The 16,137-nt window shown below is 63.8% G+C and carries 20 protein-coding genes; 19 read left to right on the plus strand and 1 reads right to left on the minus strand.

Features of this window, described 5'->3' with window-relative positions; translation table 11 throughout:
* Positions 1–830: 830 nt before the first annotated feature.
* Positions 831–2,798 (plus strand): coiled-coil domain-containing protein, encoded by a 1,968-nt coding sequence (locus AC1RUS_RS01840; RefSeq protein WP_492912440.1) that lies wholly within the window; start codon positions 831–833, stop codon positions 2,796–2,798.
* A 254-nt stretch (positions 2,799–3,052) separates the two neighbouring features.
* On the opposite strand, the gene AC1RUS_RS01845 is transcribed toward AC1RUS_RS01840, so the two are convergent.
* Entirely contained in the window at positions 3,053–4,069 is a 1,017-nt protein-coding gene (locus AC1RUS_RS01845; protein ID WP_492912442.1) for a hypothetical protein, read from the minus strand.
* On the opposite strand from AC1RUS_RS01845, the gene AC1RUS_RS01850 reads away from it, so the two are divergent.
* From AC1RUS_RS01850 to AC1RUS_RS01935, 18 genes are all read left to right on the plus strand, one after another.
* The gene (locus AC1RUS_RS01850; RefSeq protein WP_492912444.1) at positions 4,050–4,535 is read left to right on the plus strand and encodes a hypothetical protein; all 486 of its coding nucleotides are present in this window, start codon (positions 4,050–4,052) and stop codon (positions 4,533–4,535) included. The genes AC1RUS_RS01845 and AC1RUS_RS01850 overlap by 20 nt on opposite strands.
* Positions 4,536–4,559: 24 nt before the next feature.
* Positions 4,560–4,907, plus strand: a complete 348-nt coding sequence (locus AC1RUS_RS01855) for a hypothetical protein (protein WP_492912446.1) — start codon at positions 4,560–4,562, stop codon at positions 4,905–4,907.
* Positions 4,894–6,168 (plus strand): terminase large subunit domain-containing protein, encoded by a 1,275-nt coding sequence (locus AC1RUS_RS01860; RefSeq protein ID WP_492912448.1) that lies wholly within the window; start codon positions 4,894–4,896, stop codon positions 6,166–6,168. The genes AC1RUS_RS01855 and AC1RUS_RS01860 overlap by 14 nt, the downstream gene beginning before the upstream one ends.
* 8 nt (positions 6,169–6,176) lie before the next feature.
* Positions 6,177–7,628: a DUF4055 domain-containing protein gene (locus AC1RUS_RS01865; protein ID WP_492912449.1), complete on the plus strand. Its 1,452-nt coding sequence runs from the start codon at positions 6,177–6,179 to the stop codon at positions 7,626–7,628.
* Between the two features lie 2 nt (positions 7,629–7,630).
* Positions 7,631–8,749: a phage minor head protein gene (locus AC1RUS_RS01870; protein ID WP_492912451.1), complete on the plus strand. Its 1,119-nt coding sequence runs from the start codon at positions 7,631–7,633 to the stop codon at positions 8,747–8,749.
* Positions 8,750–8,762: 13 nt separating this feature from the next.
* On the plus strand, positions 8,763–8,963 hold the full coding sequence (locus tag AC1RUS_RS01875) for a hypothetical protein (protein WP_492912453.1): 201 nt from the start codon (positions 8,763–8,765) through the stop codon (positions 8,961–8,963).
* 105 nt (positions 8,964–9,068) lie between these two features.
* A complete protein-coding gene (locus AC1RUS_RS01880) occupies positions 9,069–9,215 on the plus strand; it encodes a hypothetical protein (RefSeq protein ID WP_492912454.1) in 147 nt (48 codons plus the stop codon).
* Positions 9,216–9,358: 143 nt separating this feature from the next.
* Positions 9,359–10,117 (plus strand): DUF6651 domain-containing protein, encoded by a 759-nt coding sequence (locus AC1RUS_RS01885; RefSeq protein WP_492912456.1) that lies wholly within the window; start codon positions 9,359–9,361, stop codon positions 10,115–10,117.
* A gap of 119 nt (positions 10,118–10,236) precedes the next feature.
* On the plus strand, positions 10,237–11,403 hold the full coding sequence (locus AC1RUS_RS01890; RefSeq protein ID WP_492912458.1) for a major capsid protein: 1,167 nt from the start codon (positions 10,237–10,239) through the stop codon (positions 11,401–11,403).
* 75 nt (positions 11,404–11,478) lie between these two features.
* Positions 11,479–11,787, plus strand: coding sequence for a hypothetical protein (locus AC1RUS_RS01895; RefSeq protein WP_492912459.1), 309 nt, complete (start codon positions 11,479–11,481; stop codon positions 11,785–11,787).
* Between the two features lie 33 nt (positions 11,788–11,820).
* Complete coding sequence (locus tag AC1RUS_RS01900) at positions 11,821–12,231, plus strand: hypothetical protein (protein WP_492912461.1); 411 nt, start codon at positions 11,821–11,823, stop codon at positions 12,229–12,231.
* Between the two features lie 2 nt (positions 12,232–12,233).
* On the plus strand, positions 12,234–12,755 hold the full coding sequence (locus AC1RUS_RS01905; RefSeq protein ID WP_492912463.1) for a DnaT-like ssDNA-binding protein: 522 nt from the start codon (positions 12,234–12,236) through the stop codon (positions 12,753–12,755).
* Positions 12,752–13,138 carry a hypothetical protein gene (locus tag AC1RUS_RS01910; RefSeq protein ID WP_492912465.1) on the plus strand — a complete coding sequence of 129 codons (387 nt, stop codon included), beginning with the start codon at positions 12,752–12,754 and terminating at the stop codon, positions 13,136–13,138. The genes AC1RUS_RS01905 and AC1RUS_RS01910 overlap by 4 nt, the downstream gene beginning before the upstream one ends.
* On the plus strand, positions 13,138–13,563 hold the full coding sequence (locus tag AC1RUS_RS01915; protein ID WP_492912467.1) for a hypothetical protein: 426 nt from the start codon (positions 13,138–13,140) through the stop codon (positions 13,561–13,563). Before AC1RUS_RS01910 ends, AC1RUS_RS01915 begins: the two co-directional genes overlap by 1 nt.
* Positions 13,563–13,970, plus strand: a complete 408-nt coding sequence (locus AC1RUS_RS01920) for a phage tail terminator-like protein (protein ID WP_492912469.1) — start codon at positions 13,563–13,565, stop codon at positions 13,968–13,970. Before AC1RUS_RS01915 ends, AC1RUS_RS01920 begins: the two co-directional genes overlap by 1 nt.
* Positions 13,971–14,047: 77 nt before the next feature.
* Complete coding sequence (locus tag AC1RUS_RS01925; RefSeq protein WP_492912471.1) at positions 14,048–15,262, plus strand: phage tail tube protein; 1,215 nt, start codon at positions 14,048–14,050, stop codon at positions 15,260–15,262.
* 104 nt (positions 15,263–15,366) lie between these two features.
* Positions 15,367–15,789, plus strand: a complete 423-nt coding sequence (locus tag AC1RUS_RS01930; protein ID WP_492912473.1) for a hypothetical protein — start codon at positions 15,367–15,369, stop codon at positions 15,787–15,789.
* 113 nt (positions 15,790–15,902) lie between these two features.
* The gene (locus AC1RUS_RS01935) at positions 15,903–16,130 is read left to right on the plus strand and encodes a phage tail assembly chaperone (RefSeq protein WP_492912957.1); all 228 of its coding nucleotides are present in this window, start codon (positions 15,903–15,905) and stop codon (positions 16,128–16,130) included.
* Positions 16,131–16,137: the final 7 nt, after the last annotated feature.

A 16,137-nucleotide genomic window follows, 5' to 3' on the forward strand; every position in this document is an offset into this window, starting at 1 on the left:
GCGTCGCGGCGGGCGACCGGCGGGATGTTCTGCGGTTCGTCGGCCTACCCTTTTCGGGGGATGAGCGAAGTCGTGAAAGCCGTTAGCATGCTGACCAGATTGACGGATTAACCCGGTCGCGAAGGGGGGCGTCATGCGAATTTTGCTTCTGGCCATTGTACCAGCCTGTCTCAGCTTGGTGCCGACGAGTTATGGGATGGCGCAGGCGTCTCCCGAAGCTGGCAAAGGCGCGGTTTTCATACCGCCCTATGGTCTACCAAACTGTGATCCCGGCCCGTGTCGGCCTGCACCCGCTCCAAAGTCTCAGCCTGTACCGTCGACAAGATCGGATGGTCGTCCTTCGACGGCCATCCCCGGGGAGCCAACGTTTCTCGTCTGGTTCGCGACAAGAATAGACGATGCCGATGATCTCGAATTGTCAGGCCCTTTTCGTATGACTGAACAAGAAAGGTTGGCCGAGAAGGCGCGCCGCGACGCACTTGCAAAGCAGGCCGATCCAAACAGCCGAGCTATAAGCTCCTATACGACGCGGGAAATGCCGTGTGGCTTGATATTCCAAATGCCCGGCGACCGGAAATTCAGGTTCGAAAGGCGGACTACGTTAGCCTTTGCAAATGAGTATGCGCTTTCAGTCCTGAAGGTGGGGGCACGTATCCATTCGGGACCATTGTGTTCATGAAACTCGGTCGGAAGCCAAGGACCTAGGGGCGGTGAGGGTGGCGATTACCTGCAGAACACGCTCATCAGCGTCGCGACTGGCGCTTGGCCTTTCGGTGATGCTTTGGTCTGCACTATCGTTGGGGCCGGCCGCTCGCTCGCAGGCATCGAGTTTGCCACAGGCTCGTACAGTTCAATCAAATTCGAAGATAAATTTCGACGAGGCTATCGAAGTTCATCTTGCAAATTTCGCCCTCCTGAAATTCGCAGGGAAAGGTGGGCAAGTCGTCGAAATTGAAGTGGTGGGCCAGAAAAGTGCTCCGCTGATTAAGGCGTGGAAGTCAGGTTCATTGATTTCTATGCTTGAGGTCGATTGCGCCGAGCCCGTCGGGCTCTCTCGCACCTGTTCTTTTGTCTTGCCTGCAACTCAAGACTATCAAATTGCCGTATTCTCGACCGCAACGGTGGCGGAAGGTCGATACGCCAGAAATGTCGCTGACGACGTCGGTCTAGTGCTTCGGGATGCGAAAAGCAGCGAACCAATGAAGGTCCGATCTCCGGCCAAGATAGCGGGCGGAACCGGTGACGCTTCGGTTTCGCTTCCGCCTACGTCGACCACATCTACCGGGGCCAAGCCCAGACCAACGACCGCTGCGGTACCTCCTGGCGGAGATGCAGCGGCCCAACGTCGATCTCCGGACGGTGTCAGGTCCTACGTCTTAAACGCCGAGCGGCCTGGTATTCCATCCGGTGCCAGTTATCGATCCAAGGAACCGTTCAGAGACTATCTCTCGCTGGGCGAGGTTGTTCAGGGAATTTTTGAGGCCAGCGATGGCCGCGGCGAAGGTGGCGTGCCAGTCGACTGTTGGATTTTCAACGCCAAGGCTGGCGAGAGAATGCGACTAATAATGGAATCTGAGGGATCGCCATTAAAGTACATAATCATTCAAAAATATTGCGGACTTAAGTCTGAAAACGTTGCGATAGCTAGAAACGATGGTGCTTTCAAAAGTTTTCGTGCCGATTTTGTGGCGCCGAATGATGGCGTTTATGGCGTATTGATCCCTGGCGTCGTCGGCGAGACCTATATGTTCAAGGTCTATGAGGCGAAATTGACCCCCGCCGAGCAGAAACTTCTGATCGCTAAGCAAGAGGCTGATCAATTGCGGCAAGAGGAGGCCGATCGGCAAGCTCGCCTTGAAAAGAGACGGAAGGCTGACGCGCGCGATGCGATGCTTGGTGCCATCTACAACGCTTTGGGACCTACCGATAATTGGCTCGATCCGAATAGTCGTGCGGCGCAGGAAAACCAGCAAACGATGGCCAAAATGCGGGCGATCGTCGAGGCTGACGCACGTCGCAAGGCAGCCGAGGCCGAGGTGGCGAGGGACGCAGAGCAAGCACGGCAGGCCGAAGCTCGGGCCGCAGCCGCGCGGCGCTCGGCGCAAACACAGGCTCAAGCCGAAGCCGCAGTTGCGGCCCAGCGTGCTCAAGTCGAACAGCAAGCCCGGCTCGCCAGGTCGCAGCAAGCTCGCGCCGAAGCTGAGCGGCAGCAGCGGGATTTGGAGGCAAATGCGCGACTGCGAGCTTCCGCACCTACGCGTCAGCCCGCCGCTGAGTTCAGTTCTCGCGCTTCGGCAATGACGGGCACCACTCAGAACGATGGGCGTCGCGGTCAATGGATCAGTGACAACGCGTCGGGATCGTGGAGTTCGGCCGGGCTACCGCCGCGTTCAGCGAATGATACTCCACCTGGCTCGGGACGTCTCTCGGCGAACATTGACCACATTGGCGGGTGCGCAGCTAGCGGCGTTGAAGTCAAATATGATCTCAACCTTATGATGGGCGAGCCTGCTGTTTCGGGCACCTGGTCTTGGAATGGCGATTCCGCCTGCACGGCTCCGCATACGACCAAGGTGTGGCTCAGACTGCAGGCCGGTGAAAGCTACGGCTACGTTGCGATCGATCCGGCCGTCCCACGCGCAGGCGCTGGCTACGGCATGAGTGCGACAGGCAGTCCTAGTTGGGCGGGTCTGGTGTGCGGGTTTGACGGCGGGACGCAGACCTCGTGTATGAACCCTGAATCCGCGAAGCGGCTCTGGGCTGCAGGAAGGGTGACCGGCTTCGAGGTAGGCTGGTGACTGACAATGGCCGCAATGCGCGGTGAAGATGATCTCGTCCAGTTGCTAGGGAGCCCACTGAACGGCGAAACAACTTGAGTTTAGGCGCTGCATTGACAGCTACCGCGAACCGCCGCATTACTTCCGTAAGTTCACAACGCGAATAGCGCCTGCCACCCCCCGCCCAGGTTCCCCGGCGGGGTTTTTTGTGTGCCTGGCGACCAGACTTAGGGATGCTGCACCGCAACTAATCGGCGAACGCAGCCCTTTGACGTCTACGACGCGACGAGCAGATACGTGGCGATAACACCAGCAAACGAGCCGGCCACTCCGGCGATGACCAAAACCCAGATTTCGATGGTGTAGTCTTCGTTCAGCAATGGCTTCAGAAGCATGCCAACTCTGAACAGAAGCATCAGGGCGATCACTTGGGTGGCTATCGCGAGCGCAACATCGAAAGGGTTTTGGCGGGTACCTTCGTGGCCACTCGCGACCCAGATTTCGTGCGCTCGGGCGAACAGCCGCTCTGATGCGGCTCTGTCGAAGAGCCAGACCACCACGCCCAGCTGCTGATGCCAAAGGTGCACCAAATCTGGGGAATCGTCAGTGCTGAAGACAGCGCCGAACGCTATCGCAAACGCAAATCCGGCCTGCGTCGTGATCCAGCGAAAGCTAAGTAGCGCTCGCCAGGGTAGTTCAGGGAATACGCCCGTCTGAGGCGAAAGAGGCACGAATGGATTCAGTGGGCCCGGGTGCCATGTCACCGCGCGAACAGCGGCAGTCGGATCAGCTGCCCCTTCGACGCGCACCAAAATGAACGAAAGTAGGCCGTTGCAGTGCGCAATGACCAAAAAAATCATGATACGGACTCCCGCTTCCGCATAGCGGATGGGGATGCCGATCCCGGAAATCGCAAGTTCTTTCGCCTCCGTGACGTTGCTCAAGGCGAACTGAGCAGCAAGCGTTAGCGGTAGAATAAGCGCTACCGATTTTGTGAGTTGGTCCACATGCGCACCGACTGCGCTGGATACTTGGTCATCAGACGGCGCCGGTAATTCGACGGCTGGCTCGTTCTCTGGGTCGGAGTCCGGATTGTCGTAATAGGCCATGCCAGAAGCCTTGATCTGGCTCGCTAGATCGTTCGGCTCGTCGTCGCGCATCGCCTGGCCCCCACGTGCGGTAACGACTGTTCCGGCCATTTGTAAAACAATCAAGGAATTCAAACATGGCCCTTCGCGCATGGTCGGACGCGCGCTGTCGGGGCGATAGGACGTGACGATCAGCGCGTTCACAAGCTTTCAAGCCCTCCGCCAAACGTACAGCGATGACGAGCGTGGCGCCGAACAGGTCTGCATCGACATGGTGCGCGTACCAGCAATTGCAGAAGAGATGGGCTGGCCTGAAGTGGTCACGGTTCGCCGGCAGCTCATCCTCGGCTCCGCGATCGCCGACGTCGTGTTGAGCCATATCGATGGTTCGGTGACGGTCATTGAGGTCAAGAGGCAGGGCCTCAGCCTCCGAGATTACGGGACTGGCGTTGGCCAGCTCGCCTATCAGGCCTTCATCGCGATGCTGGAGTTCAAGACCTTCGACGTTCGCAAGGTTCTGGCCATGCCTGGCGCCGTGCCGCTTGACGTCGTGATCATGTGCGACGCGTCCGGCATCGACATGCTTCCGCTCCCGACGCCAGAGCAGATGGCGGTTGAAATCTACGAGGAAGACCAACGCGGCATGCGCCAAAGCGCGCTGACTGTCTGAATAACAAATCAAAGGAAATCACACATGCCCCGAGGCGGTAGGCGCGAAGGCGCTGGACGCCGTAAGGGCTCGGTATCTGCACAAACCAAAGCCAAGCAGGCATTGGCGGCAAAGGCCGAGGCCGACGGCATCACGCCCCTCGAGGTCATGCTTGGAACCATGCGGGCGATTTGGACACAGGCGACAGACGACGCAGGCAATGTGGTGAGCTTGCCAATGGCGCTCCAGGCGAGCGCCGTCGCCGAGAAGGCAGCTGCGTTTATCCATCCGAAGCTCAGCGCCATACAGCAAGCCAGCTCTGGCGACGACGAAGCGCCTGCGCCTGTGACCGTCACGATCCAGGACGCCAGCGTTCCAGATGCCGACACTTAATAGGCCCCAGGCGCAGTTTCTCGCGCTTCCACAAAAGTTCCGGGCTTTCGTCGCGGGGTTCGGCAGCGGCAAGACCTGGGTTGGCGGCGCGGCGCTCTGCAAGCACACCTGGGAGTTTCCCAGGATCAACGCCGGGTACTTCGCCCCGTCCTACCCGCTGATCCGCGACACCTTCTTCCCGACGATCGACGAGGTGGCCTTCGATTGGGGCCTGACCACCAAGATCAACGAGTCGAACAAGGAGGTTCACCTCTACGCTGGCCGGAAGTACCGCGGCACGATCATCTGCAGGTCGATGGAGCGGCCCGGCGACATCGTCGGCTTCAAGATCGGCAAGGCCCTGGTCGACGAGCTCGACGTCATGTCCGTGGTCAAGGCGACGACGGCGTGGCGCAAGATCATCGCCCGCCTGCGCCTGAAGGCTGACGGCCTAGCCAACGGCGTCGACGTGACGACCACGCCCGAGGGCTTCAAGTTCGTCTACCAGCAGTTCGTCAAGGAGCTGCGGGAGCGGCCTGAGCTTCGCGACCTCTACGGCCTGGTTCAGGCCAGCACCTACGACAACGCCAAGAACCTGCCCGACGACTACATCTCGTCGCTGCGCTCGTCTTATCCGCCGCAGCTGATCGAGGCCTATATCCGGGGCCAGTTCGCCAACCTGGCGTCTGGCAGCGTCTACTCGGCCTTCGATCGCAAGCTCAACCACACCGGCGAGGCGATCCGCGAGGGCGAGGCGCTACACGTTGGGATGGACTTCAACGTCCTGAACATGACGGCCGTGATCAACGTCATTCGCGACGACGTCCCACTCGCTCTGGCCGAGCTGGCCAAGGTCCGCGACACACCGGCAATGACCAAGCTCCTCAAGGAGCGCTATCTCGACAACGGCCACGCGGTCACGATCTATCCCGACGCCTCGGGCGCCAACACCAGCAGCAAGAACGCCAGCGAGAGCGACCTGACCATCCTCCGCCAGGCCGGGTTCACGGTGTCGGTCAATCCCGCCAACCCCGCCGTGAAGGACAGGGTCAATTCCGTCAACGCGATGATCCTGAATGACGCAGGCGAGCGCCGTTGGAAGATCAACACCGACGCCTGTCCCGTCACCACGGAAGCCTTTGAGCAGCAGGCCTACGACACCAACGGCGAACCCGACAAGAAGTCAGGCCATGACCACGCGCCTGACGCCCAGGGCTACTTCTTGGTCAAGCGGTGGCCCATCACCAAGCGCGTCGCCCGCGTCACGTCCTTCAAGTTCTAGGAGATCACATGACAGCGGAAGTGAATGCTCGTTCTGCCGCCGTCACGGCGATGCAGCCTGTCTGGGATGTGATCGAGGCGCTCTTGGGCGGCACGCCGGCGATGCGGGCAAAGGGTGAGACTTTCCTGCCCAAGCAGCCGCGCGAAGAGACCGAGGATTACAATTATCGGGTCAAGGTCTCGACCCTATTTCCGGCCTATCGCCGCACCGTCTCGGTCATGGCGGGCAAGCCCTTCTCGAAGGAACTGACGCTCAGCGCCGATACGCCAATCGAGATCGCAGGCAAGGAAGAGGCTGACGGCCAGGCCAAAGTCGAAGGCTGGGCCGATGACATCGACCGAGAAGGCGTCAATCTCCACACCTTCTCCGCGGAGATGTTCGCAGAGAGCTTCTATGGTCTCTGCGGCATCATCGTCGATACGCCCAAGCCGCTAGCGCCGGCCGGCCGCGTTCCGACCAAGGCTGAGCAGGCTATGGCCGGCGTCCGGCCGTACTTCGTCCGCGTCAAGCACGGCCAGATCCTGGGCTGGAAGGTCGACGACAGCACCGGGTCGCGCCGCCTGACCCAACTGCGCATCGCGGAGTCCAAGACCGTCGACAACGGCCGGTTCGGTGAGAAGATCGTCGAGCGCGTCCGCGTTCTCGAGCCTGGCCTCTGGGAGGTTTGGGAGAAGCAGGAAGCGAAGGGCGCCGACGGCAAAGATGTCTGGATCCGGGTCGACAACGGTACGACCGACTGCAACTACATCCGCTTCGTGCCGGTCTATGGCCGCCGCGAGGGCTTCATGTGCGGCGCCGCGCCCCTCGCTGATCTGGCCTATCTGAACGTGAAGCACTGGCAGAGCCAGAGCGATCAGGACGAAAGCACCCGTTACAGCCGCAAGCGCCTGCTGGTCGTCAGCGGCGTCGCCGACGAAACCTCGCTCACAGCCAGCTCCAGCTATGCCGTCTCCCTGCCGATGGGCGCGGAGATGAAGGTCGTTCAGGGCTCGGCGGAAGCGGTGACGGTCGGCCGGGCTGAACTGGCCGCTCTCGAAGACCAGATGATCCAGGCCGGCGCGGAGCTGCTGGTCAAGAAGCCTGGCGCGCGCACCGCCACTGAGAGCGCCAACGACGCCGAGGGCAACCTCTGCGACCTTCAGCGCATGGTCGAGGGCTTCGAGGACAGCCTCGACTCCGCGCTCTGGATGATGGCCGACTGCGCCAAGCTCGCGACCGGCGGCTCGGTCAACCTGTTCAAGGACTTCGGCGCGGCGACCCTGTCGGACGCCTCGGCCCAGATGATCGTCAGCATGTGGCAAGCGGGCCTCATCTCCCGTGAGACGGCGATCAATGAGCTCAAGCGTCGCGGCCTGCTGTCGCCGGAAATCACCGCGCAGCTTGAGCTGGACATGATCGCAGCCGAGCCGCCCGCCCTGGGCCTGATCACCGACCCGCCGGCTGATCCGAACGCGGCCTAGCCGTGACGACCACCAACGAGCGCCTGCTCGACCAGGCCATCCACCACGCGATCGATCTGCACCGCTACTCGAACGGCGTGGTGCGCCGGATGATAGCCATCCTGAACCGGCTGGACGCCGATCTCGTTGCCCGCATCACCGAGGCCCTGCTGCAGGTCCCCGAGGGCAGCTTCACCATCGACCGGCTCGAAAGCCTTCTGGCCTCGGTTCGCGACATCAACACCTCAGCCTATCGCGAGGTCTTCGACGCGCTCCCCCGCGAGATGCGCGCCCTGGGCGACTACGAGGCCAGCTTCCAGGCTCGTAGCCTCCAGGCCGCCATCCCCGCCGAGGTTCGCGCTCGCATCCAGTTCGCGACCGTGACGCCCGAGCAGGTCTACGCCGCGGCGATGAGCCGACCGTTCCAGGGCGGGCTTCTGAACAACTGGGCCAAGTCCGGCGAGGAAAGTCGCATGAAGGCCGTCCGCAACGCGATCCGCATGGGTTTCGTCGAGGGCAAGACGACCGACCAGATCGTGCGGACCATCCGAGGGACGCGCGCCAAGCAGTACAAGGACGGCCTTCTCGATCGGTCCCGCCGGGATGTCGAGAGCGTCGTCCGCACCGCGCTGTCTCACACCGCCTCAACCGCACGCGATCAGGTCTATGAGGCCAACTCGGACGTCATCAAGGCTGTCGGCTGGGTCTCGACCCTCGATGGCCGCACCTCGCCGATGTGCAGGGTTCGCGACGGCAAACGCTACACCGCGGATCGCGAGCACAAGCCGATCGGTCACACCATCCCCTGGCTCCAGGGCCCGGGCCGCCTTCATTTCTGCTGCCGGTCCTGCTCGGCGCCCATCACCAAGTCGTTCCGCGAACTCGGCATCGACATGGACGAGCTCTCGCCCTCCACCCGCGCCTCAATGGATGGCCAGGTCCCGGTCGAAACCACCTACTCGCAGTGGATCAAGCGCCAGTCGGCGGCCCGACAGGACGAAATCCTTGGCCCCGATCGCGGCGCGCTGCTCCGGAAGGGCGGTATGTCGATGGATCAGCTCTACTCACCGAGCGGGGACTTCCTCACGCTCGACAAGCTTCGCGCCAGGGACGCGGAGGCGTTCACCAAGGCCGGGCTTTAGGTTACAAGGGCTCATGACCGTCGCTGAACTGATCGAGGCGCTCAAGGCCTTCCCGCAGGATGCCGTCGTTCTGGCATTAGACGGGCGCGAGGAGCTTTATCAGGTTGAGCCAGGCCTTGCAGAGGTCACGCTCAAGGCGAACGGTGAGTATGACTCCATGACCTTTGGGCGCAAGCTTGGGGATCCCGGGGTTGTTCAGGCGGTTCGCTTCTAGTTGACCTCGCCGCCGCGCCTTCACTTGATCGACGGAACGCCCGAGCCGGAAACACCGGCCAGCGCGGTTCGAAGGCGCGTCAGGTCCGCACCGGCCCCCGCTGAGATGCTGTCCTGCCCGCGCTGCTCGGGGCACGAGTTCACCGAGACCATCATCGGCGCTCTGGTCCGCAACGGACGGCGCGTCGGTGGAACAAAGACCCTGGTCTGCGTGCCCTGCCTGCTCACCGGACAGCGCGTCGCCGTCCTCTAGACCATCGACCCCATCACCGGCCCAAAGCCGCTGACAGCCCGCCCCTCACAAGGCGGGCTTTTTCATGCCCGACGCTCGGATGAGCAGGGCGCCTGGGCAGGATCGCCCTCAGCCGCCGGCGGATGCCGGAGAAAGCCACCACCATGAAGTTGAAGCTCGACGCCGAGGGCCATGCGGTCCTTCAGGACGGCAAGCCCGTCTATGTCCACGACGATGGCAAGGAGATCGCGTTCGACGCGCCCGGCACCGTCGCCACGATCACCCGCCTGAACGGAGAGGCCCGAGACCATCGCCTGGCCAAGGAAGCCGCCGAGACTTCGCTGAAGGCCTTCGAGGGCATCGCGGACCCCGCCGCCGCCCGCAAGGCGCTGGAGACCATCGGAAACATCGACGCCAAAAAGCTGATCGACGCCGGCGAGGTCGACCGCGTGAAGTCCGAGATCGCCAAGAGCTACGAGGAGAAGCTCGCCGCCGCTGAAGACAGGGCGACCAAGCTGGAATCCGACCTCTATGGCGAGAAGATCGGCGGCGCTTTCAGCCGCTCAAAGTTCGCCGAAGACAAGGTCGCGGTGCCGCGCCACATGCTCCAGAAGACCTACGGTGACGCCTTCAAGATCGAGGACGGCAAGGTCATCGCCTACGACGCCAACGGCGCCAAGATCTACAGCCGCGCCAAGCCGGGTGAAGTGGCTGACTTCGACGAAGCGCTCGAGCTGTTGGTCAGCGCCGATCCCTACAAGGACCACATCCTGAAGGGCCAGGTCGGCGCGGGCGGCGGTGCGGGCCAAGGTGGCAGCGGCGGCGGCGCTGGCGACAAGACCATGAAGCGCGACGCCTTCCTCGCGCTGCCGCCGGCTGAGCAGGCCGCCAAGGCCAAGGACGGCTTCAAGGTCGTCGACTAACCGAGTTTGCCGCGCCCCAGGATCGGGGGCGGCGCCTGGGCCGGATGGCTCATCTACCGGCGGGCCATCCGCCTCGACTGCCCCCTCCCTGAAAACCCGCCTCTGCAAAGGAGCTCCCTATGGGCGCGCTGACTCTCAACTCGCTAATCCCCACCATCTATGAAGCCATGGACGTCGTCTCGCGCGAGCTGGTCGGCTTCATCCCCGCCGTCTCCAAGGACTCGGGCGCCGCGCGCGCCGCTGTCGGCGAGACGATCATGTCGCCGGTCGTCGGCGTCATGGCTGCGGAAGACCTGACCCCGGCCGCCTACGCCGCCGACACGCCCAACCAGACCATTGGCAACGTGTCGATGACCATCGACAAGGCGCGCTCGGTCCCGTTCGGCATCACCGGCGAAGAAACCCTGGGCCTGAAGAACGCCGGCACGTTGGGCACCATCAACCGCGACCGCATCTCGCAAGCCCTGCGCACGCTGACCAACGAAGTCGAATCCGACCTCGCCAGCCTGCACATCTACGCCAGCCAGGCCTACGGCACTGCCGGCACGACCCCGTTCGGCACCGCCGCCGACCTGACCGACTTCGCCCAGGCTCGCAAGATCCTGGACGACAACGGCGCTCCGCAAAGCGACATGCACATGGTGCTGGGCTCGGCCGCCGTGGCCAACATCCGCGGCAAGCAGTCGGGTCTGTTCAAGGTCAACGAGGCCGGCACCGATGACCTGCTGCGGCGCGGCACCATCGGCGACGTCGAAGGCTTCATGCTGCACAACTCCGGCCAAGTGAAGACCGCCGTCACGTCCGGCACCGGAGCCTCGGCGACGACCAACACCGCCGGCTATGCCGTCGGCGCGACCACGATCACCCTGGCCTCGGCCGGCACCGGCACCTTCATCGCCGGTGACGTGATCGCCTTCGCCGGCGACACCCGCAAGTACCTGGTCGTGACCGGCGACGCCGATGTCTCGAACGGCGGCACGGTCGTCATCGCCGAGCCCGGCCTGCAGAAGGCCATCCCGGCCTCGGCGACCGCGATCACGATCTCGGCCGCCTCCACCCGCAACATGTTCTTCCAGCGCTCGGCGATCCAGCTGATCACCCGGGCGCCGGCCATGCCGGATGAGGGCGACGCCGCCGACGACGTGGTCGTGCTGACCGATCCCGTCTCGGGCATCGCGTTCGAGTTCTGCGTCTACAAGCAGAAGCGCCAGGTCCGCTACGAAGTGAACTTGGCCTGGGGCAAGAAGATGGTCGCTCCGCGCCACGCCGGCGTCCTGCTCGGCTAAGGCCAGGTCACCACGAAAAGCCGGGGAGGGGTCGCAGGGCTCCTCCTTTTTCATGCTCAAGCCCACGAGGCCCACATGCAAACCGTCCAAGTGAAGCCCTGGTCCGACGATCAAGGCGAATTCGTCGTCATCAACGAGTGCGATTTCAACCCGGATAAGCACGAGCTCTTCACCGAGAAGAAGGCCAAGGCGCCCAAGAAGGCCAAGGGCGACAGCACCGACCCCTTGGACGTCCCCAACGACGACGCCGGCGGCCTGACGCTGCGCGAGTTGCACGCCGACATCGCCGGCCTGGGCCTCGACGTCGATCCGGCCATGAGCCCGGCCGATCTGCTGGCCCTGCGCGACCTGACCCGCGAAGAGCGCGCCAAGGACGGCCAATAAGCTATGACGACCATCGCATACCGTGACGGCGTCTTGGCGGCCGACACGCTTGGAACCCGCCACGGTATGCGCAATGGCCTCTCTGTGAAGATCGCCGCCCGGAGCGGCCTGCTTGCCGGAGCCTCAGGCGCGAGTGATCGCTGCAAAGCCTTCCGCGACTGGTTCGTCACGGGCTGTCAGGGCGACTGCCCCTCGATGGGTGATCCCGAAAAGGACTGGGGCGAAGGCTTCATCATCACCCGCGACGATCGGATCCTCACCTTCGGGCCGACCGCCTTGTGGTTGGAGAGGCCGTTCAATGGGGTGTTCGCCGCCGGCAGTGGCCGCGAGTTCGCCTTGGGCGCCATGGCCGCCGGCGCGGACGCGATACGCGCCATCGAGATCGCCCGCACCTTCGACATCAACACCGGCGGCGAAATTACCGTCCTGAAGCGGGAGGCCTGACCATGGCGCTGATCGTCGAAAACGGGACTGGCCTAGCCGATGCTGAGTCCTATGCCTCGGTCGACTTCGCCACTGCGCACCATGTTGCGCGCGGGAACGCTGCTTGGGCCGCGCTGGCTACCGACACCATCCGCGAACAGCTACTGCGCAAGGCTACCGACTACATGGTGCAGGTCTACCGCTCCCGCTGGGCCGGGAGCCGGATGTACACCGCCCAGGCCTTGGACTGGCCGCGCGCCAACGTCCCGATGACGGACGCTCCAAGCGCCGGCCTGCTGACAAACTACTATCCGAACGACACCGTCCCGCTCGCCGTGGCCCAGGCCTGCGCTGAACTGGCGCTGAAAGCCAACACCGGCTCGTTGATCCCTGACGAGACCCAGGCGATCAAGAGCAAGCAGGTCGGGCCGGTGAAGATCGAGTATCAGGACTACAGCCGGACGACGAAGGCCTATCGCGCCATGGACAACCTCCTAGCCCCGCTGCTGAGCGGGCAGGGCGGCATCAGGCTCTTTCGCGGATGAGCGAGTTCTACGACGACTTCGCCCTGACGGCCGATGAGCTGCTGGGCGAGGCGGGCCAGGTCGTCACCCTCACCAAGAAGGCCGCAGGCACCTACGACGCCTCGACCGGGGTCAAGACGCCCGGCGCGGCGACGAGCCAGACCATCAGCGGTGTCGAGGAGGCCTATTCGTCGTTCTCGATCGACGGCACGCTGATCCAGGCTGGTGACAAGAAGTTTCACCTCTCGCCTTTGGACACGGACGGCGAGGTGATCGTCCCGCCCGAGGCAGAGGACACCATCACCTTCGAGGGCGACGCCAGGCCTTGGACGATCAAGAAGACCGACCCTGTCGCGCCCGGCGGCCAGGCGGTCCTCTTCACTCTGCAGATTCGCCGTTCCTGATGGGCCCGTTCGAGCTTGGGATCCGCGCCTTCGCTGAACAGGCCGGGGAAAACGCCGACCTCGTCACGCGCAAGGTCATCCTCGACGTCTGGGCCCGCTTGATCCTGAAATCGCCGGTCGACACCGGGCGCTTCCGGGCCAACTGGCAGTACAGCGCCAACCTCCAGGCTGCAGGCGTCATCGCCAGCAAGGGAACTACGCTCAGCCCGACTCCGGCGCCCGATGCGCCAGACGTGCAGCGCGGCGCGTTCGGCAAGGTTCACTTCGTCACCAACAACCTGCCGTATGCCCAGCGCCTCGAACACGGCTGGTCCAAGCAAGCCCCCATCGGCCTCGTCGGTCTGACGGCGATGGAGTTCAGCACCATCGTCAGCAGCGCGGCGGCGGAAGCCTATGCCGGTCTCGGCGTTCTCGGGAGGGCCTGATGTCCGCCGTGAAGATCCGCGCTGCTCTCGAGACCGCGCTCGACACCATCAGCCCCGCGATCGATACGGCGCTGGAAAACGACAAACACACCCCGCCGGCGTCTGACGTGCCCTATCAGAAGGTCGCGATCCTCTTCGCTGAGCCCGCCAACCCTGAAATGAGCGCCTCCTATACCGAGCGGGGCTTCATGCAGGTCACGCTCTTCTATCCTCAGGACGTTGGGCCGGGGGCCGCAATGGCCCGTGCTGAGCTGATCCGCTCGACCTTCAAGCGCACCGCCACCTTCACATCGGACGGGGTCACCGTTCGCATGTTCGGCACGCCGGAAATTCGCCCCGGCTTCAACGACGGCGACCGCTTCGCTGTCCCCGTGCGCGTCAGGTTCACCGCCGACATCACCGTCTGACGGCGAAAGCCGCCAGAGCCGACGCCGGTTCTCCGGTCGTCTCGTCACGCCCCAACCCCTAATTCGGAGACACCGTCATGGCTGAAGCCCAGGGCATCGAAAAGCAGCTTGCTTACAAGGTTCAGTCGGCGCTCGGCACCGCCGCCAGCGGCTCGGGTGGCCAGCTCCTGCGTCGCCGCACCGCAACGTTCAAGCGCTCGCGCGACACCTACGAAAACGACGAAATCGCCAGCCATCAGCAGTCGACGGGCGCGACGGCCGGCATGAACCGCGTCAGCGGCTCGATCGCCGGCCTGCTGTCGCCCAACACCTATTCGGCGCTGTTCGCGAATCTCCTGCGCAAGGACTTCACCGCGACCACCACCATCACCGGCCTGTCGATTACGATCGCCGGCTCGGGCCCGACCTACACCGTGACGCGTGGGACCGGCGACTTCCTGACTGGCGGCATCAAGAACGGCGACGTCGTGCGCCTGTCGGCCGGGTCGTTCAATGCGGCCAACCTGAACAGCAACCTGCTGGTCATCTCCGTCACCGCGCTCGTTCTGACCGTCCGCCCGCTCAACGGCGTCGCCCTGGTCGCTGAAGGCCCGATCGCGAGCGCCTCGCTGGCCGTCCCCGGCAAAAAGGCCCTCGTTCCCACCAGCGGCCACACCAACACCTATCTGACGTTCGAAGAGTGGTTCGCCACCGTCACACGCTCGGAGGTGTCGGTCGACTGCAAGATCGCCAGCGCCGCGGTGAACCTGCCGGCCACCGGCAACGCCGAGGTCAGCTTCGAGATCGTCGGCCTGTCGCGCGTCACCTCTGGCACGCGCTCGCTGACCTCGCCGACGAGCGAGACCACCACGCCGGTCGTTGTCGCCGTTAATGGCGGGGTTCTGATCAACGGCTCTCTGACGCCCCTGACGAGCCTGCAGCTGGCCATCGATGGCACGGTGACACCCAGCGACGCCGAACTCGGCTCGAACGCGGCCTCCGACCTCCAGAAGGGCCGGATCAAGGTCAGCGGCTCTTTCACGGCCAAGTTCACCGGCGCCACGCTGCAGGCGATCTACGAGAACCAGACGCCGGTTGGCCTGGTCGCTGTCATCGCGGCCGACAGCACGTCCACCGCCGACTTCGTGTCGTTCAACATGTCGCGGGTGAAGCTGTTCTCGGACGACGCCGACGACGGCGAGAAGACCATCATCCGCACCTATTCCTTCACCGCCGAGATCAACGGTTCCGGCGGCGCGGCCCTGGCCTCCGACAACACGATCATCTCGATCCAGGACAGCCAGGCCGCCTAACCCGATCCGCGGAAGCGGTAGCCGTGCCGCCGGCGCTACAGCGGCCATCCCCTCCCAACTCAACGCCCGGGTAGCGCCCGGGCGTCCTTTTCAGGACACCAGCCATGACCAAGGTCAGCCTCGCCTCGTTGAGCGCCATCACCGCTTCGGAGAAGCCCTTCGAGTTCGACTTCCTGATGCCGGACGGCTCGAAATCGGGCGTCCGCCTCCAGGTCCTCGGTAGTCAGTCGGCCAAGGTCCAGGCCGAGATCAACCGCCTGATCAACGAGCGGCGCACCCAGGAAGCCGCCAAGGCCGCCGCTGCCCTGCGTTCCGGTGGCGCTGAAGCCATCACGCCGATCGAGGACGACATCGCTTTCGGGCATCGCCTGTCGGCCGTTCGTCTGGTCGGCTGGGTCGGCGTGGAAGAGCCCTATACCGAGGCCGGCGCCCTGATGCTCTGCCAGTCCAATGCCGACATTTCCGACCAGGTCCTGAAGGCGAGCAACAACCTCGGAAATTTTATGCAGCGGAAGTCGAAGGCCTGATCGCCTTCGCGCGCGAGCAGTTCGAGCTCGCGCAGGCCCAGGAAGACGGAGCGCCGCTCCGGGCACACCTCGAAAGCCTGGCGCGCCAAGGGGACTTCGAGTCGGCGTGGCGGCTGGCCAACCCGCCGCCGCTGTCGATCCACGTCAAGCACATCTGGAACTGGTTCGGCGATATCGCCCAGACCCGGCAGGCCGGCGTCCACGGCTCGGCCCGTCTTTCCCGGCTGGAGATCCAGGCGTGGGAGCAAGACGAAAGTCAGCGCCTCGCTCCCTGGGAGCGGCGCGCGCTGCTGAAGCTCGATGCGGTCAGCCTCGAATACCACCCCAGGACCAAGCCGTAGGAGCCCT

The sequence above is a fragment of the Caulobacter sp. GW821-FHT10F06 genome (genome assembly GCF_058809215.1).

Coding starts and splice junctions, on each gene's coding strand:
- AC1RUS_RS01925 (WP_492912471.1), top strand. CDS start 14,048: ATGGCTGAAGCCCAGGGCATCGAAAAGCAGCTTGCTTACAAGGTTCAG.
- AC1RUS_RS01855 (WP_492912446.1), top strand. CDS start 4,560: ATGCCCCGAGGCGGTAGGCGCGAAGGCGCTGGACGCCGTAAGGGCTCG.
- AC1RUS_RS01915 (WP_492912467.1), top strand. CDS start 13,138: ATGGGCCCGTTCGAGCTTGGGATCCGCGCCTTCGCTGAACAGGCCGGG.
- AC1RUS_RS01910 (WP_492912465.1), top strand. CDS start 12,752: ATGAGCGAGTTCTACGACGACTTCGCCCTGACGGCCGATGAGCTGCTG.
- AC1RUS_RS01880 (WP_492912454.1), top strand. CDS start 9,069: ATGCTGTCCTGCCCGCGCTGCTCGGGGCACGAGTTCACCGAGACCATC.
- AC1RUS_RS01865 (WP_492912449.1), top strand. CDS start 6,177: ATGACAGCGGAAGTGAATGCTCGTTCTGCCGCCGTCACGGCGATGCAG.
- AC1RUS_RS01875 (WP_492912453.1), top strand. CDS start 8,763: ATGACCGTCGCTGAACTGATCGAGGCGCTCAAGGCCTTCCCGCAGGAT.
- AC1RUS_RS01905 (WP_492912463.1), top strand. CDS start 12,234: ATGGCGCTGATCGTCGAAAACGGGACTGGCCTAGCCGATGCTGAGTCC.
- AC1RUS_RS01860 (WP_492912448.1), top strand. CDS start 4,894: ATGCCGACACTTAATAGGCCCCAGGCGCAGTTTCTCGCGCTTCCACAA.
- AC1RUS_RS01895 (WP_492912459.1), top strand. CDS start 11,479: ATGCAAACCGTCCAAGTGAAGCCCTGGTCCGACGATCAAGGCGAATTC.
- AC1RUS_RS01890 (WP_492912458.1), top strand. CDS start 10,237: ATGGGCGCGCTGACTCTCAACTCGCTAATCCCCACCATCTATGAAGCC.
- AC1RUS_RS01885 (WP_492912456.1), top strand. CDS start 9,359: ATGAAGTTGAAGCTCGACGCCGAGGGCCATGCGGTCCTTCAGGACGGC.
- AC1RUS_RS01930 (WP_492912473.1), top strand. CDS start 15,367: ATGACCAAGGTCAGCCTCGCCTCGTTGAGCGCCATCACCGCTTCGGAG.
- AC1RUS_RS01920 (WP_492912469.1), top strand. CDS start 13,563: ATGTCCGCCGTGAAGATCCGCGCTGCTCTCGAGACCGCGCTCGACACC.